This is a genomic window from Acidisoma sibiricum (assembly GCF_057837225.1).
Window position 1 is genome coordinate 795,530 of the sequence record NZ_CM174445.1, and the last position, 18,077, is coordinate 813,606.

At 64.1% G+C, this 18,077-nt stretch carries 16 protein-coding genes; 8 read left to right on the forward strand and 8 right to left on the reverse strand.

The features are described 5' to 3' along the window. Positions 1-186: 186 nt before the first annotated feature. From AC3G7M_RS03825 to AC3G7M_RS03840, 4 genes are all read left to right on the forward strand, one after another. Positions 187-1,083, forward strand: a complete 897-nt coding sequence (locus tag AC3G7M_RS03825; RefSeq protein WP_489214392.1) for a pyruvate, water dikinase regulatory protein — start codon at positions 187-189, stop codon at positions 1,081-1,083. Between the two features lie 88 nt (positions 1,084-1,171). Beyond that, positions 1,172-1,615, forward strand: coding sequence for an RrF2 family transcriptional regulator (locus AC3G7M_RS03830; protein ID WP_489214393.1), 444 nt, complete (start codon positions 1,172-1,174; stop codon positions 1,613-1,615). Positions 1,616-1,902: 287 nt separating this feature from the next. Further along, entirely contained in the window at positions 1,903-3,339 is a 1,437-nt protein-coding gene (locus tag AC3G7M_RS03835) for an FAD/NAD(P)-binding protein (protein WP_489214394.1), read from the forward strand. Between the two features lie 76 nt (positions 3,340-3,415). Further along, positions 3,416-4,201: an NAD(P)-binding domain-containing protein gene (locus AC3G7M_RS03840; protein WP_489214395.1), complete on the forward strand. Its 786-nt coding sequence runs from the start codon at positions 3,416-3,418 to the stop codon at positions 4,199-4,201. Between the two features lie 173 nt (positions 4,202-4,374). Here the strand turns inward: AC3G7M_RS03840 and AC3G7M_RS03845 are convergent, their stop codons facing one another. From AC3G7M_RS03845 to AC3G7M_RS03870, 6 genes are all read right to left on the reverse strand, one after another. Further along, the gene (locus AC3G7M_RS03845; RefSeq protein ID WP_489214396.1) at positions 4,375-5,385 is read right to left on the reverse strand and encodes a zinc-binding alcohol dehydrogenase family protein; all 1,011 of its coding nucleotides are present in this window, start codon (positions 5,383-5,385) and stop codon (positions 4,375-4,377) included. Between the two features lie 5 nt (positions 5,386-5,390). Next, complete coding sequence (locus AC3G7M_RS03850) at positions 5,391-6,380, reverse strand: ABC transporter permease (protein ID WP_489214397.1); 990 nt, start codon at positions 6,378-6,380, stop codon at positions 5,391-5,393. Beyond that, positions 6,373-7,869, reverse strand: coding sequence for a sugar ABC transporter ATP-binding protein (locus tag AC3G7M_RS03855; RefSeq protein WP_489214398.1), 1,497 nt, complete (start codon positions 7,867-7,869; stop codon positions 6,373-6,375). The genes AC3G7M_RS03850 and AC3G7M_RS03855 overlap by 8 nt, the downstream gene beginning before the upstream one ends. Positions 7,870-7,882: 13 nt before the next feature. Continuing rightward, entirely contained in the window at positions 7,883-8,845 is a 963-nt protein-coding gene (locus tag AC3G7M_RS03860; RefSeq protein ID WP_489214399.1) for an ABC transporter substrate-binding protein, read from the reverse strand. A 288-nt stretch (positions 8,846-9,133) separates the two neighbouring features. Continuing rightward, positions 9,134-10,411: an enolase C-terminal domain-like protein gene (locus AC3G7M_RS03865; protein ID WP_489214400.1), complete on the reverse strand. Its 1,278-nt coding sequence runs from the start codon at positions 10,409-10,411 to the stop codon at positions 9,134-9,136. Further along, positions 10,411-11,151, reverse strand: coding sequence for an SDR family oxidoreductase (locus AC3G7M_RS03870; RefSeq protein ID WP_489215946.1), 741 nt, complete (start codon positions 11,149-11,151; stop codon positions 10,411-10,413). Before AC3G7M_RS03870 ends, AC3G7M_RS03865 begins: the two co-directional genes overlap by 1 nt. Positions 11,152-11,298: 147 nt before the next feature. On the opposite strand from AC3G7M_RS03870, the gene AC3G7M_RS03875 reads away from it, so the two are divergent. From AC3G7M_RS03875 to AC3G7M_RS03885, 3 genes are all read left to right on the forward strand, one after another. After that, a complete protein-coding gene (locus AC3G7M_RS03875; RefSeq protein WP_489214401.1) occupies positions 11,299-12,051 on the forward strand; it encodes a FadR/GntR family transcriptional regulator in 753 nt (250 codons plus the stop codon). Between the two features lie 106 nt (positions 12,052-12,157). Next, on the forward strand, positions 12,158-13,717 hold the full coding sequence (locus AC3G7M_RS03880; RefSeq protein WP_489214402.1) for a D-aminopeptidase: 1,560 nt from the start codon (positions 12,158-12,160) through the stop codon (positions 13,715-13,717). Positions 13,718-13,728: 11 nt separating this feature from the next. Beyond that, positions 13,729-14,634 (forward strand): LysR family transcriptional regulator, encoded by a 906-nt coding sequence (locus AC3G7M_RS03885; protein WP_489214403.1) that lies wholly within the window; start codon positions 13,729-13,731, stop codon positions 14,632-14,634. Here AC3G7M_RS03885 and AC3G7M_RS03890 read toward each other — a convergent pair. Beyond that, positions 14,631-15,260 (reverse strand): GNAT family N-acetyltransferase, encoded by a 630-nt coding sequence (locus tag AC3G7M_RS03890; RefSeq protein ID WP_489214404.1) that lies wholly within the window; start codon positions 15,258-15,260, stop codon positions 14,631-14,633. The two genes, AC3G7M_RS03885 and AC3G7M_RS03890, sit on opposite strands and share 4 nt — an antisense overlap. Before the next feature lie 41 nt (positions 15,261-15,301). Then, positions 15,302-16,090, reverse strand: coding sequence for an enoyl-CoA hydratase (locus AC3G7M_RS03895; protein WP_489214405.1), 789 nt, complete (start codon positions 16,088-16,090; stop codon positions 15,302-15,304). Between the two features lie 170 nt (positions 16,091-16,260). Between AC3G7M_RS03895 and AC3G7M_RS03900 the strand changes: the two genes are divergently transcribed. Continuing rightward, complete coding sequence (locus AC3G7M_RS03900) at positions 16,261-18,057, forward strand: IlvD/Edd family dehydratase (RefSeq protein WP_489214406.1); 1,797 nt, start codon at positions 16,261-16,263, stop codon at positions 18,055-18,057. Positions 18,058-18,077 lie beyond the last annotated feature (20 nt).

The window sequence follows — 18,077 nt, forward strand, 5'->3', positions numbered from 1 at the left end:
TTTCCACAGGCTTGGGGGCAATTAGGGCCCTGTTTTCTCTCAAGACTCTGTGAAGACTCAGTGACAGCCCGATGAGCGTCGTACACATCTTCACATGTCACCGTGACTCGCCACCTATACCCGGTACCCGCAGACCCCGTTCCGCGCGCTCTCCCTTATCCCCACTTATCCCGTTATGATCCCGAGATGTCCACGCATCGGCTAAACCTTCATCTCGTCTCAGACGCGACCGGGGAGACGCTCAATGCGATCGCCCGGGCGACGACCGTGCAGTTTGAGCATCTCACCATCGTGCCCCACCGCTGGAGCCTGATCCGTACGCGGTTTCAGCTGCACCGGGTTCTGGACGGTTTGCAGGCGGAGCCCGGACCGGTGCTCTCCAGCCTGGTCGACCGCGCCTTGCGCAGCGAGCTGGACATGGCTTGCGCCAAGCTCGGCATGCCGATCGTGCATGTGCTGGATCAGGTCATGACGATGCTGCAGGATCATCTGGGCGAGCAGGCGTCGGCCCGGCCCGGCCGGCAGTATATTCTGGATGCCGATTATTTCCGGCGCATCGACGCCATTCATTATGTCTTGGCGCATGATGACGGGCAGGCGCAGGCCGGGATCGCCGAGGCCGATGTCATTCTGGTGGGCGTCTCGCGCTCCTCAAAAACGCCGACCTCCTTCTATCTTGCCAATCGCGGCATCAAGGCCGGCAATATTCCCCTGGTACCGGGCATCGCCCTGCCGACGTCGCTCGATAGTCCGAACTGCCCGGTGGTCGGGCTGACGCTTGATCCGCAATCGCTCATCGACATCCGCCGCCATCGTCTGCGCATGCTGGGGACCCATAGCGCGGGTCAGCCGGATCGCGGCGACTATACCGATTTGGAAGCAGTGACAGCCGAGCTGCTCTGGGCCAAGCGCCTGTGTACCAGTCGGGGCTGGCCGGTGATTGACGTCAGCCGGCGCTCGATCGAGGAAACGGCGGCGACGATCATTCAATTGATGGATGCCTGGACCGAGCGCCGCCTTAAGGCGGCCGCGGCCCGCAAAGCGGCAGATACAGCCGGTCAGACGCCAGCACCCGGCGGTTGAGGGTGGTACTGCGTTGACGGCGACGGCGCGGGGACCCAGATGACATTTGCCTCAGCGCGCCATGCCATGGCCTTTCGACGGATCTTCCATGCTCTCCAGCCGTGCTAAATATGCTCTCCGCGCAATCCTTGTCCTGGCTGAGGAGGCTCAGGCAGATCGCTGGATCAGTGCCCAGACCATTGCCGAGCGAAGCGATACACCGCGCAAATTCCTGGAAGCGATTCTGGTGCAGCTGCGCGATCAAGGGTTTATCCAAAGTCGCCGCGGTCCCATCGGCGGCCATAAGATGCTGCTGGGCGCTGATCAGATTACCGTCGCCGATGTCCTGCGCATCATCGACGGTCCGATCGCGCTGACGCCCTGTGCCAGCAGAACACGATTTTCCGTCTGCAAGGACTGCAAGAATATCGAAACCTGCCAGCTGACCGAGCTTATGAAGCGCGTCCGCGATGCGGCGGCTGCGGTGCTGGAAGGCTGCACCCTGGCCGACCTCGCGCGGCTGCCGGCAGAGAGGGTGCTTCTTTCTCTCTGACGGGCTCGCGGGATAGGGATTTTCTACTTGACCGATAGGAAATAGATGATGGCATAATGCTGGCCATGGTGGCGTATGCTAGGCCTATGGCCGGGCCAGTCTCGGCATCCTGCGTTTGCGGTGGGACGACTATCGTCGTGGCGTGATAGGTCTCGCAGAGATTGCAGAATCTGGAAGGGTCTTTTCAGCACGATACGCGCGGGGAGACAGCCTCTCCCCAGCCATTTCACACCGGACCAATTCGCAAAGAGGGCCAGTACAATCCCCGATTCAGTCAGGAAGATAGGATGACCCAACAGACGATCGCCATCGTCGGCGCCGGATTCAGCGGTACCCTGCTGGCCCTTCATCTCATGCGGCAATGTTCCCCCGAGACCCGCATCCTTCTGATCGAGCGCAATCAGCATTTCGGCCGCGGTGCGGCCTATTCGACCGGTAATTCCTCTCATCTTCTCAATGTCCCGGCCGCCAAGATGAGTGCCTTTCAGGCGCGGCCCTCAGACTTTCTCGACTGGCTGAAGGCCCGCTCGCCCGAGGAACTGGACGGCGTGCAGCCTTTGCCCACCACCTTCGTGCCGCGCGCGCTGTTTGGCCGCTATATCGGCGATTTGCTCGAATCCGAGGTGAAATCGGCAGTCCATTGCGGCGAGCTAGCGCTGTTGCGGGCGGATGTGACCGATATCGCGCCGCGCTGTGGCGGCCTCGTCATCAGCCTTGGCAATGGCGAGGAGATGCAGGTCGATCGCGCCGTGCTGGCGGTGGGCAATTTCCCCCCCTCCCCGCCGCCGGTGGCCGATCCCAGCTTCTATGATACGGACAGCTATCGCCCGGACCCCTGGGCGCCTGACCTGCTCGACAATCTGGACCCGGACGCGCCGCTGCTGCTGATCGGCACCGGCCTCACGACGGTCGATACCGTCATTTCCCTGCTCGATCAGCAGCATCGCGGGCCGATCATCGCGCTGTCGCGGCGGGGCCTGCTGCCCCAGAACCATATTCTGGGTCCAGCCAAAACGGCTTTGCCGGAGACCGAGGAATTCCCGACGCGCTTAAGCAATCTGGCCCGCTACCTGCGCGACCGCACCCGCCGCGCGCGCGAGGCCGGCGGGTCCTGGCAGGCGGTGATCGACGAATTGCGGCCGATGACGACGGAAATCTGGCAGGCCATGCCGCATGAGGATCGCCTGCGCTTTCTGCGCCATTTACGGCCCTGGTGGGATACGCATCGCCACCGCGTCTCGGGCCCCGTAGCGGCGCGGATTACCGACGCCCAACGCAGCGGCCAGCTGCAGATCAGGGCAGGGCGCATTCGCGGCTATGCCGTAACCCCAGAGGGACGCGTGGACGTGACCTACCGTCCGCGTTTCAAGGATCATGTCGAATCCCTCTCCGTCGGCCGCGTGATCAATTGCTCCGGTCCCGAAAGCGATTTCGGCCGCATTCGCGATCCCTTGGTGCGCCGGATGCTGGACCAGGGCATGGTGCGGCCCGATGCGCTGTCGCTGGGCCTCGATATCACCCGCACGTGCGCGCTGCTGGGCCGCGATGGCGCCATTTCACGGCGTCTGTTCGCCATCGGCCCCGTGACCAAAGGCGCTTTCTGGGAGATGACGGCGGTGCCTGATATCCGCCAGCAGGCCGAATTCCTGGCCGGGCAATTGGCCGCGCTGGTGAAACCCGCGGCGCCCGCCGCCCCGCCATCCGATACCACCTGGTCGATCTGATCGCCGCTCACTTGCGCTTACGCGCAGATCACGGCTTGCTGAGCCCCGGATAGAGTTTCTGGAAGGGATCGCGATCATGGCGCATCTGGGATTTGTGGGCACCGGCACTTTGGCGGATGCGGTGATCCGCGGGTTGCAGACGACGGCGGCCTCGGCCCATAGCTATCACCTGTCGCCACGGTCCGAGGGCCGGTCCCGCGCGCTGGCGGCTGATTTTCCGCACAATACGCTGCGGGAAGAGAGCAACGCAGCGGTTGTCGAGAAAAGCGATATCGTGCTGATCGGCGTGCTGCCGAAGCAGATTGCCGATCTTAGCGATCTGCCCTTTCGGGCCGATCAGATCGTGGTGAGTTTTCTGGCCGGCGTGCCGGTTGAGGTGCTGCGCCAACATGTGGCGCCAGCCACCCGCATCGTGCGCATGATCCCGCTTCCGGGCATCGAATTCTGCAAGGGCCCGATTTTGATGACGCCGGCCGATGCGGCGGTCGAAGAGCTGTTCGGCGCAGTGGGCGAGCTTGTGATCCCGGCGCAGGAATCAGACCTCGACACGATCAGCATCGGCAGCGGCCTGATGTCGGCTCATTTCCAGTTGCAGAATACGGTGATCGCCTGGATGAAAAGCCGCGCGATTGCCGATGATATCGCGACCCGGTTCGTCCGCTCGCTGTTTTCCGGCCTCGGTGAACTGGCGCTGGCCGCGGAGCGACGCGGCGACGGGTTGCCGCCCGAGCATTATGAGACGCCGGGCGGCTTGAATGAGACGGCCCGCGCCTATCTGGGACAGGCCGGCTGGTTCGATGAGATGACAAAGGCGATGGACGTGGTCGAAGCCCATCGCCGCAACTTAATGAAGAAAAGCTAAAGTCTGTCAGTTTCGGTCAGTATAGCCCAATCAATACCGGCATACCCGCGCAAGCGGGTATCTTCTAAGGGCACGGCGCCAGCCCCGGCGCGGTGCGGCCTGCGGCAATCAGGAAGATGCCCACTTTCCTGGGCATGACAGGGTAAACTGTTTCAAACAAAGTCTGACAGACTCTAGACCTCCAGCAGGGCCTTGATGACGCCGGTCTCGGGCCTCGCCCAGACCGGAATGGCGGAAGTACCCTCCGTCAACGGCGCGCGGTGGCTGGCCAGCGCCGCGGTTGGCACCTGGCCCGCCGCCATCGCGGCCATGACGGTTGCGAAATCATCCCGCGTGGCATTGCGGCTGGCAAGCAGGGTCGTCTCCCGCTTGTGGAATTCGGGATCGGCGAAGGTGATGTCGGCGGCGACGATGCTGAGCAGCACATAGCGCCCGCCATGACCGACATAGGCGAGACCGGCATTCATGGATGGCGGATGGCCTGTCGCGTCGATCACCACATCGAAGAATTCGCCCTCCGTGATGGCTTCCAATGCTCCCGCTGCCTGCGGACCCGCGACGACGGTATGGGCGACGCCGAGTTGCGTGCGGGCAAAATCAAGCCGGTCCTGCCGCAGGTCCATCACCGTCACCTCTGCGCCGCGCGCTCGGGCGAAAATAGCGGCGGCAATGCCGATGGGTCCGCCGCCGACGACGAGGACGCGGTCCTCTGGCGTGATCTGGCCGCGGCGCACGCCATGCGCGCCGATGGCGAGGAATTCGACCATGGCGGCCTGATCGAAAGTAAGGTCCGGGGCCGCGATCACGTTCTGCGCCGGCACCGCGAGATATTCCGCCATGCCGCCGTCCTGATGCACGCCCAGCACGCTGATGCGGCGGCAGCAATTGGTCAGGCCCCGCTTGCAGGCGCGGCACGCCCCGCAGCTGATATAGGGGATGACGACGGCGGTGGTGCCGCCCGTGAGACCTGACCCCACCGGGGCGGCCACAATCTCGGCCCCGAGTTCATGGCCCATGACGCGGGGATAGGCGAGATAGGGCTGCCGGCCGCCCAGGATGTGGTAATCCGTGCCGCATAGGCCGATGCGGCGAATGCGGAGCAGAACCTCGTCCGGGCGGGGTTCGGGGTTGGGCCGGTCGATCAGGGCAAGCTTGCCCGGTTCCTGGCAGATGAGCGTTTGCATGTCTCTCAGCGGGTCTTTCTGCGGCGAAGCTGGTCAAAATAGACGATTACGATGATCAGCAATCCTGTGATGATTCCCTGCCAGAAGGGATTCACATTCAGGAGGTTGGCGCCGTTATTGATGGTGGTCAGCAGCATGGCCCCCAGCAGCGGGCCGATGACGCTGCCGACGGCGCCAAAGAGGCTGGCCCCGCCGATGACGGAAGAGGCGATGCTTTGCAATTCCCAGCCCTGGCCCGTCGTCGCGACGCCGATGCCGATGCGCGAGGCCACCAGCACGCCGACGACCGCGGCCAGTGTCGCGGAGACGATATAGGCAAGATAGATCGTCGCGTTCACGCTGACGCCCGAGAGGCGCGCCGCTTCCGGGTTGCTGCCGACGGCAAAGACATAGCGGCCCCAGCGGCTGCGATGCAGCAGCACGTAGCAGGGCAGCGCGATCAGAATGACGATGATGAAGAGATTGGGAATGCCGAAGCTGCGGTGGCTGGAAAACAGGATGAAATTGAGCGGCAGGCCGCCGACCGTCTGACCGTCCGTGATCAGCAGGCCGAAGCTGCGGAGGGCGGTCATGGTCGCGAGCGTCATGATGAAGGGCGGCAGGCGCAGATTGACGATGCCGAAGGCGTTGATCGCACCCAGCACGACGCCGAGTACCAGGGTCAGGACGATCGCGAGCCAGATCGGCACGCCGCCGGCCAGCATCATGGCGATGATGGTGCTGGTGAGACCGACGACAGCGCCGACCGACAGATCAATCCCGGCGGTGATGATGACGAAGGTCTGTCCCACCGCCATGATTGACCACATCGAATCCTGCCGCAGCAGATTCTCGAAATTACCGAAAGTCGCGAAACTGTCTGTCGAGATCGACAGCAGCAGCCACATGACGACCAGTAGGGCGACCAGCGTCAGGTTGAGCAGGAAGCCGAAGCGATGGCCGCGCAAGGCCGGCCGCTTCGGCGGGGGAAGGGTCGCGGCAGCGGTCTCAGACACCGATGGCCTCCGTCAAAATGGTTTCAGGGTCAGCGGATTTCGCATCATGGCTGGCGACGATGGTGCCTTGCCGGAAGACATGCAGCCGGTCGCTGAGATCGTACACTTCCGGCAGGTAGGAGGAGATGAGGATGATGCCGGCGCCGCGCTTCAGCAGGGTTGCGAAGACTTTATAGATCTCGACCTTGGTGCCGACATCGACGCCGACCGTAGGCTCGTCGAAGATGAACAGCTCGGCCCCATGATTGAGCCATTTGCCGACCACGATCTTCTGCTGGTTGCCGCCCGAGAGCGTGGCGGCCGGCACGGTGGGCGAGGCCGCCACGATGCGCAGATCGGCGATCTGCTGGGCGGCATCGCGCCGCTCGGCCCGGCGGTCGACCAGCCCCATCGGGCTGATGCGGCCGAAGGATGGCAGGTTGATATTGAAGCCGACGCCCAGATTGAGGCAGAGGCCCTGATCGCGCCGGCTTTCCGGGACCAGTGCGATGCCGCGGGCGATGGCGTCGCTTTCATGCCGGATGGTGACGGGCGAACCATGCAGCTGCACCTGCCCGGCTGTGCGCTTGGTGCGGCCGAAGAGGCATTGGACGAATTCGGAACGCCCGGCGCCAATGAGACCATAGAGGCCGACGACCTCGCCCCGGCGGACCGTCAGCGAGACATCGTGGAAGCCGGGACCGGTAAGGCCCGCGACATCGAGCAGAACGTCGCCCTGCGGGATCGCTTCCTTGTAATGGATTTCCTCGATGGTGCGGGCGACCATGTCACGGATCAGCTCGCGCTCATTCGTCTCTGCGACGACATGGGTTGCGACGAGCTGCCCGTCGCGCAGCACTGAGACGCGATCGGCGAGCTGGAAAATCTCCTCCATCCGGTGGCTGATATAGACGATGGTGACGCCTTCGGCATTCATCCGCCGGATGAGGGCGAACAGCTTGTCGGTGTCCTGCCGCGTGAGATAGGCGGTGGGTTCGTCAAAAATGAGGAATTTGACGCCTCGCGCGGCGGCGCGGGCGGTTGCCACCAGCTGCTGCTGGCCGATGGCCAGATCGCTGAGGATGGCGCCGGGCGGCAGATCGAAGCCGAGACTGTCGAGCACGCGCCCGGCTTCGGCCAGCATGTCGCGGTTGCGGAGGAGCGAAGCCGTTGTCCGCTCATCGCCCAGGAAGATATTGGCGGCGACCGTCAGATGCGGACAGAGCACAACTTCCTGATGCACGGCATTGATGCCAAGACCGATCGCCTCATGCGGGGACGCGAGGGCGACCTCCTGCCCTTGCCACAGGATGGTGCCGGCGCTGCGGACATGCGCGCCGGTGAGGATACGGATGAGGGTGGATTTTCCGGCGCCGTTTTCACCCACGATGGCGTGGATCTCCCCCGGACGAAAGGCCAGGTCGACGCTCTTCAGGGCATGGGTGCCCGGGAAGCGCTTATCGACCTGGCGCAGTTCGAGGATCGGCGTCGTGGAGCTTTGGCTGTCCACGCGACCTGCTTTCTTACAGCTTGGGATTGAGCAGCGACTGCGCGCGCGGCGTATCGATATTGGCCGCCGTGATCGCCGTCACGCCGGTATCAATTTCTTTCGGCACCGTCTCATTCTTGCTGGCCTTCAGCGCGATCTCAACACCTTCATAGCCCATGCGATAGGGGTCCTGGACGATGAGGGCGTAGATGATGCCGCTCTTCAGCGCCGCCACCAGGTTCTTGTCGCTGTCGAAGCCGACCAGCGTGAGCTTCTTGTTGCCGGATTCGGACAGTGCCTGGCTGGCACCCTCGATCATGATCAGGTTGCTGGCGAAGACGCCCACCAGATTGGGATGAGCGGTCATCAGATCGGTCATGATGTTGAGGCCGGTGGTGGGCTGGCCGTCGGCGATGCGGTTGGCGATGATCTTGAGACCGGGATATTTGGCGGCGAGTTCTTCCTTGAAGCCCTGCGCGCGCTGATCGAGCGAGCCGACGCCGGGCAGCGAGGTGATGATGGCGACCTCACCTTCGACCTTGCCGGTCTTGGCCCGGATGCCGGCGGCCAGCGCATCGGCCGCGACCTTGCCGCCGGTCACGTTGTTGGTGGACAGAAACGAGGTCCAGGCGGTGGTGTTGGCGGCCGAGTCGATGCCGATGACCTTGATATTGGCGGCGACGGCGGTGATGGGCGCACCGAGCGCCGTGAACTGGGTCGGCGCGATGACGATGGCGGCCGGATTCTCAGCCGCGGCATTCTCAAGGGCGGTGATCTGGCCGGAAATATCGGCCTCGCTCTGCGCGCCGAGTTCCGGCACTTTGACATGCAGCGCGATGCCGGCGGCTTTGGCGCCTGCCAGCACGATCTGCCAGTATTGCGAAGTCGTGTCCTTGACGATCACCGGAATGGAGATTGACTGGGCATAGGCCGAGCCCATGCCCATGCAGGACGCGAACAGGAAGCCGGACAGGAGAGAAGTTTGAAGTTTCTTCATCGTTTTTTCCCCAAATATTTACTTTTTTGGCCGTTCTAGGCAGTCCGCACCCAGTCGCGATTGCGGCCGCTATGCGTGTAGTACGAGTCCCATTCAGATGGTCACATCACAGGCACGAAACGCCGTCATCGCGCTGGCAGCCAAAGCGCGGCGTCATCTGCTGTACTTGTTATTGTCATTGCAGATGACGCAATCTTCAGTCACGCGCAGACTGGCATGGAACGCGGTTTATATCTACGTCCATTTCTGAAAAACCTTGTTCGGACGGTGCTTTTGCGCGATGCCATCTCAGCCGTGATATTCATAGGCGGTGAGGCTTTCCGGCCGCATCTCAATCGAGAACCCGGGTAGTTTGGGCGGCAGATAGGCCGCGCCGATAATGGTACAGGGCTCGACGAAATGCTCGTGCAGAAAATCGACATATTCGGCTGGGCGATTTTGCTGGGTGGCGGAAATCGCCACGTAGTCGAGCATGGAGAGATGCTGGACATATTCGCACAAGCCGACGCCGCCGGCATGGGGCAGTACCGGCAGATCATAGCGCGCGGCCATGACGAGCACAGCCAAAATCTCATTGACGCCGCCCAGGCGTGACGTATCAAGCTGAACGATGTCGAGCGCGCCACGCGCAATGAACTGCTTGAACATGACGCGGTTCTGACACATCTCGCCGGTCGCCACGAGCATGGGCGCAATCGCGTCCCGGATCTTGCGGTGACCTTCGATATCGTCGGGATTGGTCGGTTCCTCGATAAACCAGGGTTTAGCGAAAGCCAGTTCCCTCAGCCAGAGGATTGCTTCATCGACGTCCCAGACCTGATTGGCGTCGATCATCAGGCGCCGGTGCGGGCCGATCGCATCGCGCACCAGGCTGATGCGGCGGATATCGTCATCCAGGCTGCGGCCGACCTTGAGCTTGACGTGATTGAAGCCGGAATGAATGGCAAAACGCGCATTGCGCGTGACCTGCTCATCGCTGCTGCTGAGCCAGCCCGGCACGGTCGTATAGCAAGGATAGCCCGACGTCATGAGATGACCCAGACGCTGCTCTTTGCCGCGGGCGGCGTCAGTGAGGAAATCGAGCGCCTCCTCCGGTCCCAGAAAGTCGGTCATGTAGCGAAAGTCGATGCAGCGGACGAGGTCTTCGGGGCTCATCTCCCCCACCAGGCGCCAGAGCGGCTTGCGGTCTGCCTTGGCCCAAAGGTCCCAGACGGCATTGACGATGGCACCGGTCGCGAAATGCAAGGCGCCATTCTCAGGGCCGATCCAGCGCATCTGACTGTCACTGGTGATATGACGCCAGAAGCGCGCAGGATATTCGCGTATCCAGTCGAGATCGAGACCGACGACGAGACGCGCCAGGGATCGCATGGTGGCGCAGATGATTTCCGTGCCACGGCCGATGGTGAAAGCCAGACCATGTCCGGTCAGCGTCTCATCATCCGTCGACAGAATGACATAGGCTACCGAATATTCTGGATCGATATTCATCGCATCCGACCCGTACAAGGTTTTCGACGTCGGAAACCGAACATCGACCGTGCGCAGGTCGGTAATTGTGACCATTAGATTGACCAGCCACCATCGATGATCTGTTCAGTGCCAGTGGTGTAGCTGCTTTCATCGGAAGCAAGATAAAGCGCCAGATAGGCGATCTCCTCCGCCGAGCCCAGCCGCCCCATCGGCTGGCGTCGCACGAAACCCGCCCTTGCATCATCTTCGGAGATGCGGCCGGCATCGGCCTGTGCCTTGATGCGGCTGTCGAGCGAGGGAGATTGCACCGTGCCGGGGCAGACCGCATTGCAGCGAATGCCGCGGGTGACGTAGTCGGCGGCGACCGATTTGGTAAGGCCGATCACTGCGGCTTTCGAGGCCCCGTAGGCGGCGCGGTTGGGAGCACCCTTCAGCGACGATGCGACAGACGCCATATTGATGATCGAACCTTTCCCGGTCGTGAGCATGCCCGGCAGAAACGCGCGTATCATCCTGTACATTGCCGTAACGTTAAGATCGAAGGAGAACTGCCAGGCCTTTTCATCACATTCCAGAATGGAGCCCGCGTGTACGTAGCCCGCACAATTGAACAGGATGTCGACGGCGCCGGCCTCGGCTGCGGCCTGCGTCACCGCCTCGGGCGACAGCACGTCCAGCACCATGGTGCGGCAGCCGGTGAGCGACTCAAGAGAAGCGGCATTGATGTCGGTCGCGATGACCTCGGCGCCTTCGCGGACGAACAATTCCACCGTCGCACGGCCAATGCCCTGCCCCGCCGCTGTCACGAAGGCGCGTTTTCCCTGCAGTCTCATCGCATGTGTCTCCAGGGTCCGACCTGGATGTACGGGCTTATCGGTTTTCTCTCTCGTTATCGGTCCTGAAGGACCAATGGCCGGACCACTGGATCTGTTGTAGTAGTTCGACAAAGCGCTGCCAAGCGGAACCAAATAGGAAAAAGAATGGCACTCGAAGCCATCCATAAAGGGCGACTCTACAGCCAGATCGCCGATCAGCTGTGCCAGCTCATTCGCGCCGGGGACTACCCGCCCGGCAGTTTCCTGCCGTCCGAACGGGAATTGGCGGCAGCACTGGAAGTCAGCCGGTCGTCGGTGCGCGAGGCTTTGATCGCGCTGGAAGTGCTTGGCGTCGTCAATGTGCGGGTCGGCGCCGGCATGGAGGTGCTGCGCGTGCCCGATACCGCGACGACGCGCGACATCATGGCCCAGCTGCTGCAGTTCAACCTGACGGAACCCGATCCAGAACTGAAGGTGACACTCAATCTGTCATCGGAGATTCCGCCCTTCGCTTTGCTGCAGGCGCGAAGGCTGGTTGAGCCGGAAACGGCGGCCCTTGCCGCCCAGCACGCGACGGCGGCCCAGATCGAGGCTCTGCATCTCGCTTTCGCCCGCAATCAGCGCGACAATCGGGAAGGATCGCGCACCAATCCCGGTGACCGGCAATTTCATATCGCCGTCGCCCAGGCCAGCGGCAATCCGGCCTATGAGATCCTGATCACCCTGCTGCTCGGCCATCGCTACAGTCCGCTCTTTCAGCATCTGCAACGGCTGTACACGCCGCAGGACATGCCCTTGCGGTCCGAGCAGGAGCACGGCGCGGTGCTGCAGGCGATTGTCGCCCGCGACCCAGATCTGGCACGCCAGCGCATGGCGGCGCATATCGAGACGGTGATCGCGATATTCGCGCGCGAATAGCCGTGCCATCGGGCGCGGCGCGCCCCGTTTGGGGCCGCACCTCTTGCCAGCCGGCGCCGGAGGTCTCTTTCTATCCGCCCCGCCCGCCTCCCGAGGAGCCTGCCCGATGTCCGCCTCCGCCGCTGCTCTCGATAAGACCCTGGCCGCTCTGCCGCAGCGTTATGCCGGGCCGGGTGGCGCCGTCGCGGTGCTGAAGGACGGTGCGGTCATCGCCCGTCACGCCTGGGGCTGGGCGGATGCTGAGCGGCGCATTCCCTTCACGCCGCAGACCATCAGCCTGATCTGTTCCATCTCGAAGCAGTTCACCTGCGCGCTGATGCTGGACCTGTTCCCGGACCCCAGCGTGCTGGAGCCCGATCTCTATCGCCGCCTGCCGCTGCTTGAGGGGGAGCGGCCGGGCATTCTGGACCTGGCCCATAACCAATCTGGCCTGCGCGACTACTGGGCGGTCGCGATGCTGTATGGCGCGCCGGTGGAGGGCCTGTTCACCGACCAGGATGCCGAGCGCATCGTCAGCCGCACGCGCTCGCTGCAGTTCAGCCCAGGCACGCGCTACTCCTACTGCAACCAGAATTTCCGCCTGCTGTCGGACATCATCGAGGATCGCACGGGCGAGGATTTCGGGGCGCTCCTGCGCCGCCGCATCTTCGACCGCGTCGGCATGCCCTATGCCCGGCTGAACGCGGACACGTCCTGGGTCGCGGGCGGCACGGTCGGCTACGAGGGCTCGGTCGCCGATGGCTTCCGGCCGGCGGTGAACCGCATTCAATGGACTGGCGATGCCGGTATCGGCGCTTCGCTGGACGATATGATCGCCTGGGAGCAGCATATCGACGCGACGCGCGACGATCCGCAGGCGCTGTATAGCCGCCTGGCCGCACCCGTTACCTTCCGCGACGGCGCGCCCGCTGCCTACGGTTTCGGTCTGGCGCGCACCCAGTTTCATGGTCGCGACGCCACCTGCCATGAAGGCGGCCTGCGCGGCTTCCGCAGTTTTCGCGCCTATCTTCCTGCCGAGCGCCTGTCCGTCATTACGCTGTTCAACCATATGGCCAATCCGCGTGGCCCGGCCGCCGATATTTTTGCGGCCCTGCTGGGGGATACGACACCTGCCGCTACGGTCGGCGCGGAGACCGCCCCCTTCATCGGCCGCTATCTGGAGCCCGAGAGCGGCATCGCGACCCGCGTCACGGATGGCGGGGGTGGCCAGATCCGTCTTGATTTCGGCCATGGCGCCGAGACTCTGTCGCCGGTCGGCGCGGAGACTTTCGCCTCCAGCTCCGTCCGGCTGACGCGGGCCGGTGGCGCGCTGCGCATGACACGGCCGCAGGAGAATCTGTTCACAGAGCTGACTCCGGTGGCGGGAGAACCCGACCCCGATATCGCGGGTGTTTTTCGCTCGGCTGAACTTGGCGCCGAGATTGCCATCGTCTCGGCCGGCGGCGCGCTCTATGCCGCCTTTTCGGGCTTCCTGGGCCAGGGCGCGATGGAGCTGCTGCAGCCTTTCGGGACCGATATCTGGCTGATGCCCTGCGCCCGCGCGCTGGATTACAGCGCGCCCGGTGACTGGACCTTGCAGGTGTCCCGCGACAGCGGCGGCCGGGTCAGCGGCCTGACGCTGGGCTGCTGGCTGGCGCGGCGCATCGCCTATGCCCGCGTGAGCTGAGACGCGCGGGCATGCGCCATCAGCTCAGCCTGGAGCAGCTTCGCATCTTCGTGGCTGTCGCCGAGCGCCAGCACATGACGCGCGCGGCCGAAGCGCTGAATCTGGCGCAATCCGCCGTCAGTGGCGCCATCGGCAATCTGGAGCAGCGCTATGGCACGAAACTGTTCCACAGGGTTGGCCGGGGCATCGCGCTGACGGATGCGGGCGCGCTGTTTTTGTCGGAAGCCCAGGCGGTGCTGGCGCGCGCGGAACGGGCCGAGCTGGTGCTGTCGGAACTGGGTGACCTCAAGCGGGGCGCCCTGACGGTGCAGGCGAGCCAGACCATCGCGAGCTACTGGCTGCCGCGCCATCTGGTCCGCTTCCGCCAGGCCCATCCGGGGGTCGAGATCAAGCTGTCGATCGGCAATACCGCGCAGGTCGCGGCGGCCGTGCATGAGGGCACGGCGGAACTGGGCTTCATTGAAGGTGCGATCAGCGACACGGCGCTGGTGGCGGACGAAGTGGCGCGCGATCAGCTTGTTATTCTCGTGGCACCCGATCACCCCTGGGGCGATGGCCGCGCGCTGACGCGCGAGCAGCTCGCCGTCGGGCCCTGGGTTTTGCGGGAGCAGGGGTCAGGCACGCGCTCGGTTTTTGAGTCCGCCATGGAGGGGTTCGGCCTGCCTGCCGGCTCCCTGCAGGTGCTGCTGGAACTGCCGTCAAACGAAGCGGTGCGGGCGGCGGTGGAAGCGGGGTTCGGGGCGACCGCGCTCTCGGCCTCGGTCGCGGCCCCCAGCCTGGAAGCCGGGCTGCTGCAGACGGTGGACCTGAAACTGCCCGACCGTCCCTTCTATGTGCTGCGCCGGACAGAACGCTACCTGAGCCGCGCGGCCGAAGCGCTGATCGCCATCATCGGCAGCACGGCCAGGCGGGGTTAGCGCGCGGGTGCTGGCGGGCGGATGAGCGGGATATGCGGCGCGGAATCGTCCGGCAGATGGCCCGTCAAACGTGGATCGTCCTGTATTTCGACCTGGAACGCGTAAGGCGTGAAGCCCGCGCGCTTGTAGAACTCGACCGCCGCCGGATGGTCGAAGGTGCAGGTATGCACCCAGAAGCGCGCGATCGGCTGTGACCAGGCGCGCTCGATTGCGATAGTCATGAGGGGCTTGCCCAGCCCTTGGCCCGTGAGCCCCGGCGCCAGGCCGAAGAAGGCGAGTTCGCAGACCTGCTCCTCGCGAAAATCGAGTTCCAGAATGCCGACATCGCGGTCGTCCTGCCGCAGCACCAGGATCTCGACACGCGGATCGGCCAGGATCTCGGCCAGCGCCGCGTCCGGCATGACCAGCCGTGAAGACCAGAGCCAGGGTGCGCCGACCGTTCGGAACAAGGCCCGGTACCGCGCAGGATCGGCGCGATCCAGGGGTTCCAGCTGCAGGTGGGGCGGAAAGGGGTGCGCCGCTTGTGCTTCCGGGCGCTTCAGCATTTCGAGACAGGTCACAACATTGGCGAGCTGCCCGGGTGGGACGGCAGAATAGCCCGAGGGCAGGACAGAGGCATCGGTCATGAAACAGCAGAATCCTTGAGACGGGAACGAATGCGGAGAGACTATGCGCCGCGGAAGACCGGTTTTCGCTTGTCGATGAAAGCGGCCATGCCTTCCTTCTGGTCCGCGGTCGCGAAAGCGGCGTGGAAGGTGCGGCGCTCCTGACGGATGCCCTGGGCGAGCGGTGTCTCATAGGCGGCATTGACCAGCTCCTTCGCGAGCTGCACCGCGACCGGCGGCAGGGACGCGATTTTGGCCGCGACCGCGCGCGCTTCGTCGAGCAGCGTGTCGGCCGGCACGACGCGGCTGACGAGGCCCGCACGCTCGGCCTCCTCGGCGCCGATCATGCGGCCGGTGAGGATCATCTCCATCGCCTTGGCCTTGCCGACCGCGCGCGGCAGGCGCTGCGTGCCGCCTGCGCCGGGCGGAATGCCCAGCGTGATCTCGGGCTGGGAGAAGCGAGCGGTATCGGCAGCCAGGATGATGTCACACATCATGGCAAGCTCGCAGCCGCCGCCCAGCGCATAGCCCGCGACGGCGGCGATGACGGGCTTGCGGCAGCGCGTGACCGCCTCCCAGTTGCGGGTGATGAAATCCTCCGACACTGCCTGAGCGAAGGTCTTACCGGCCATTTCCTTGATATCGGCGCCGGCCGCGAAAGCCTTGTCCGAGCCGGTCAGGATGATGGCGTGGACGGCCGGATCGGCGTCGAGCGCCGGAATGACGGCCGAAAGCTCGTCCATCATCGCCGTATTGAGCGCATTGAGGGCGGCTGGCCGATGCAGGCGGATGATCGCAAAACCCGTCTCCCGCTCCAGGATGAGGCAGGTCAGTTCGGTGTCGAGGTCCATCCGTCCGGTCCTATTCCATCTGCGCCAAGGCGCTGTTTTCCCCACTTTTACCATGCCGCACTTGGTTGACACGCCGGTGAGCGAGGGGCAGCGTGCCGGCCTATGTTCGGACTTTACGCCCTGCCGTATAAAGAGCGAAGCCGGACGAGACGAGACGAAGGGATAGAGTAATGGCCAGCAACGATAACGAGAACGGGCCGAAGCGCCTGCGCAGCCGCCGTTGGTTCGACAACCCCCATGACCCGGCCATGACCGCGCTCTATCTGGAGCGTTACATGAATTTCGGCCTGACGCGCGCCGAATTGCAGTCGGACAAGCCGATCATCGGCATAGCGCAGACGGGGTCCGACCTCTCCCCCTGCAACCGCCATCATCTCGACCTTGCGCTTCGGGTGAAGGACGGCATCCGCGAGGCCGGCGGCGTGCCGCTGGAATTTCCCTGTCATCCGATCCAGGAGACCGGCAAGCGCCCGACAGCCGCGCTTGACCGCAACCTCGCCTATCTCAGCCTGGTCGAAGTGCTGCACGGCTATCCGCTGGACGGCGTCGTGCTGACCACGGGCTGCGACAAGACGACGCCGGCCTGCCTGATGGGTGCGGCGACGGTGAATATCCCGTCGATCGTGCTCTCCGGCGGTCCGATGCTGGACGGCTGGTTCAAAGGCAAGCTGGCCGGGTCCGGCACCGTCGTCTGGCATGCGCGGAAACTCTATGCCGAGGGCGAGATCGGCTACGAGGAATTCATGCAGATGGTGGCGGCCTCGGCGCCCTCCATCGGTCATTGCAACACCATGGGCACGGCGAGTTCGATGAATGCGCTGGCCGAAGCGCTCGGCATGTCGCTGCCGGGCTGTGCCGCCATTCCGGCACCCTACCGGGAGCGCGGGCAGATCGCCTATGAGACGGGGCGCCGCATCGTCTCCATGGTGCATGAAAACCTGCGCCCCTCCGACATCATGACCAAGACCGCTTTCGACAATGCGGTGGTGGCCGCGGCGGCGCTGGGCGCGTCCTCGAACTGCCCGATCAGCATGGTCGCCATCGCCCGCCATATGGGCGTCGAGCATAGTCTGGAAGACTGGCAGCGCCTGGGGCCGGAGATTCCGCTGCTGGTCGATATGCAGCCGGCGGGCCGTTATTTGGGCGAATCCTTCCATCGCGCCGGCGGCGTGCCGGCGGTGATGAAGGAGCTGCTGGCCAAGGGGAAGATCGACGGCTCGGTCCTGACCGTCACCGGCAAGTCGATCGCCGAAAATCTGGCGGGCCTGGAGGACGGCGACCGCGACGTGATCCGCGCCTATGACACGCCGCTGAAGGACCATGCCGGCTACGTCGTGCTCTCGGGGAATATCTTCGAGACCGCGGTGATGAAGACCAGCGTCATCGACCAGGAATTCCGCGACCGCTTCCTGAGCAACCCCGCGCATCCGAACGTTTTCCTGGGCAAGGCCGTGATCTTCGAGGGGCCGGAGGATTATCACGAGCGTATCGAGGACCCGGATCTGGGTGTCGATGAGGATACCGTCCTGATCATCCGCAATGTCGGGCCCGTGGGTTATCCCGGCAGCGCCGAAGTGGTGAACATGCAGCCGCCCGCGGTGATGCTGAAGCGCGGGGTCAATGCGCTGCCGACGATGGGCGACGGGCGCCAGTCTGGCACCTCGGGCAGTCCGTCGATCCTCAATATCTCGCCGGAAGCGGCCGTCGGCGGCAATCTGGCACTGCTGAAGAATGGCGACCGCATCAGCATCGACCTGAATGCACGCCGTGTCGACGTGCTGATTTCGGACGAGGAGATGGCCACGCGCCGCGCCGCCTATACACCGCCCGTGCTGGACAACAAGACACCCTGGGAAGAGATCTATCGCAGCATGGTGGGGCAGATGGGCACCGGCGCCTGCCTGGAGCCGGCGACGCGCTACATCAACATCCTCGAAACGCGCGGGGAGTCGCGCAACAACCACTGAAGTCAGCGGAGAGAGCCGTT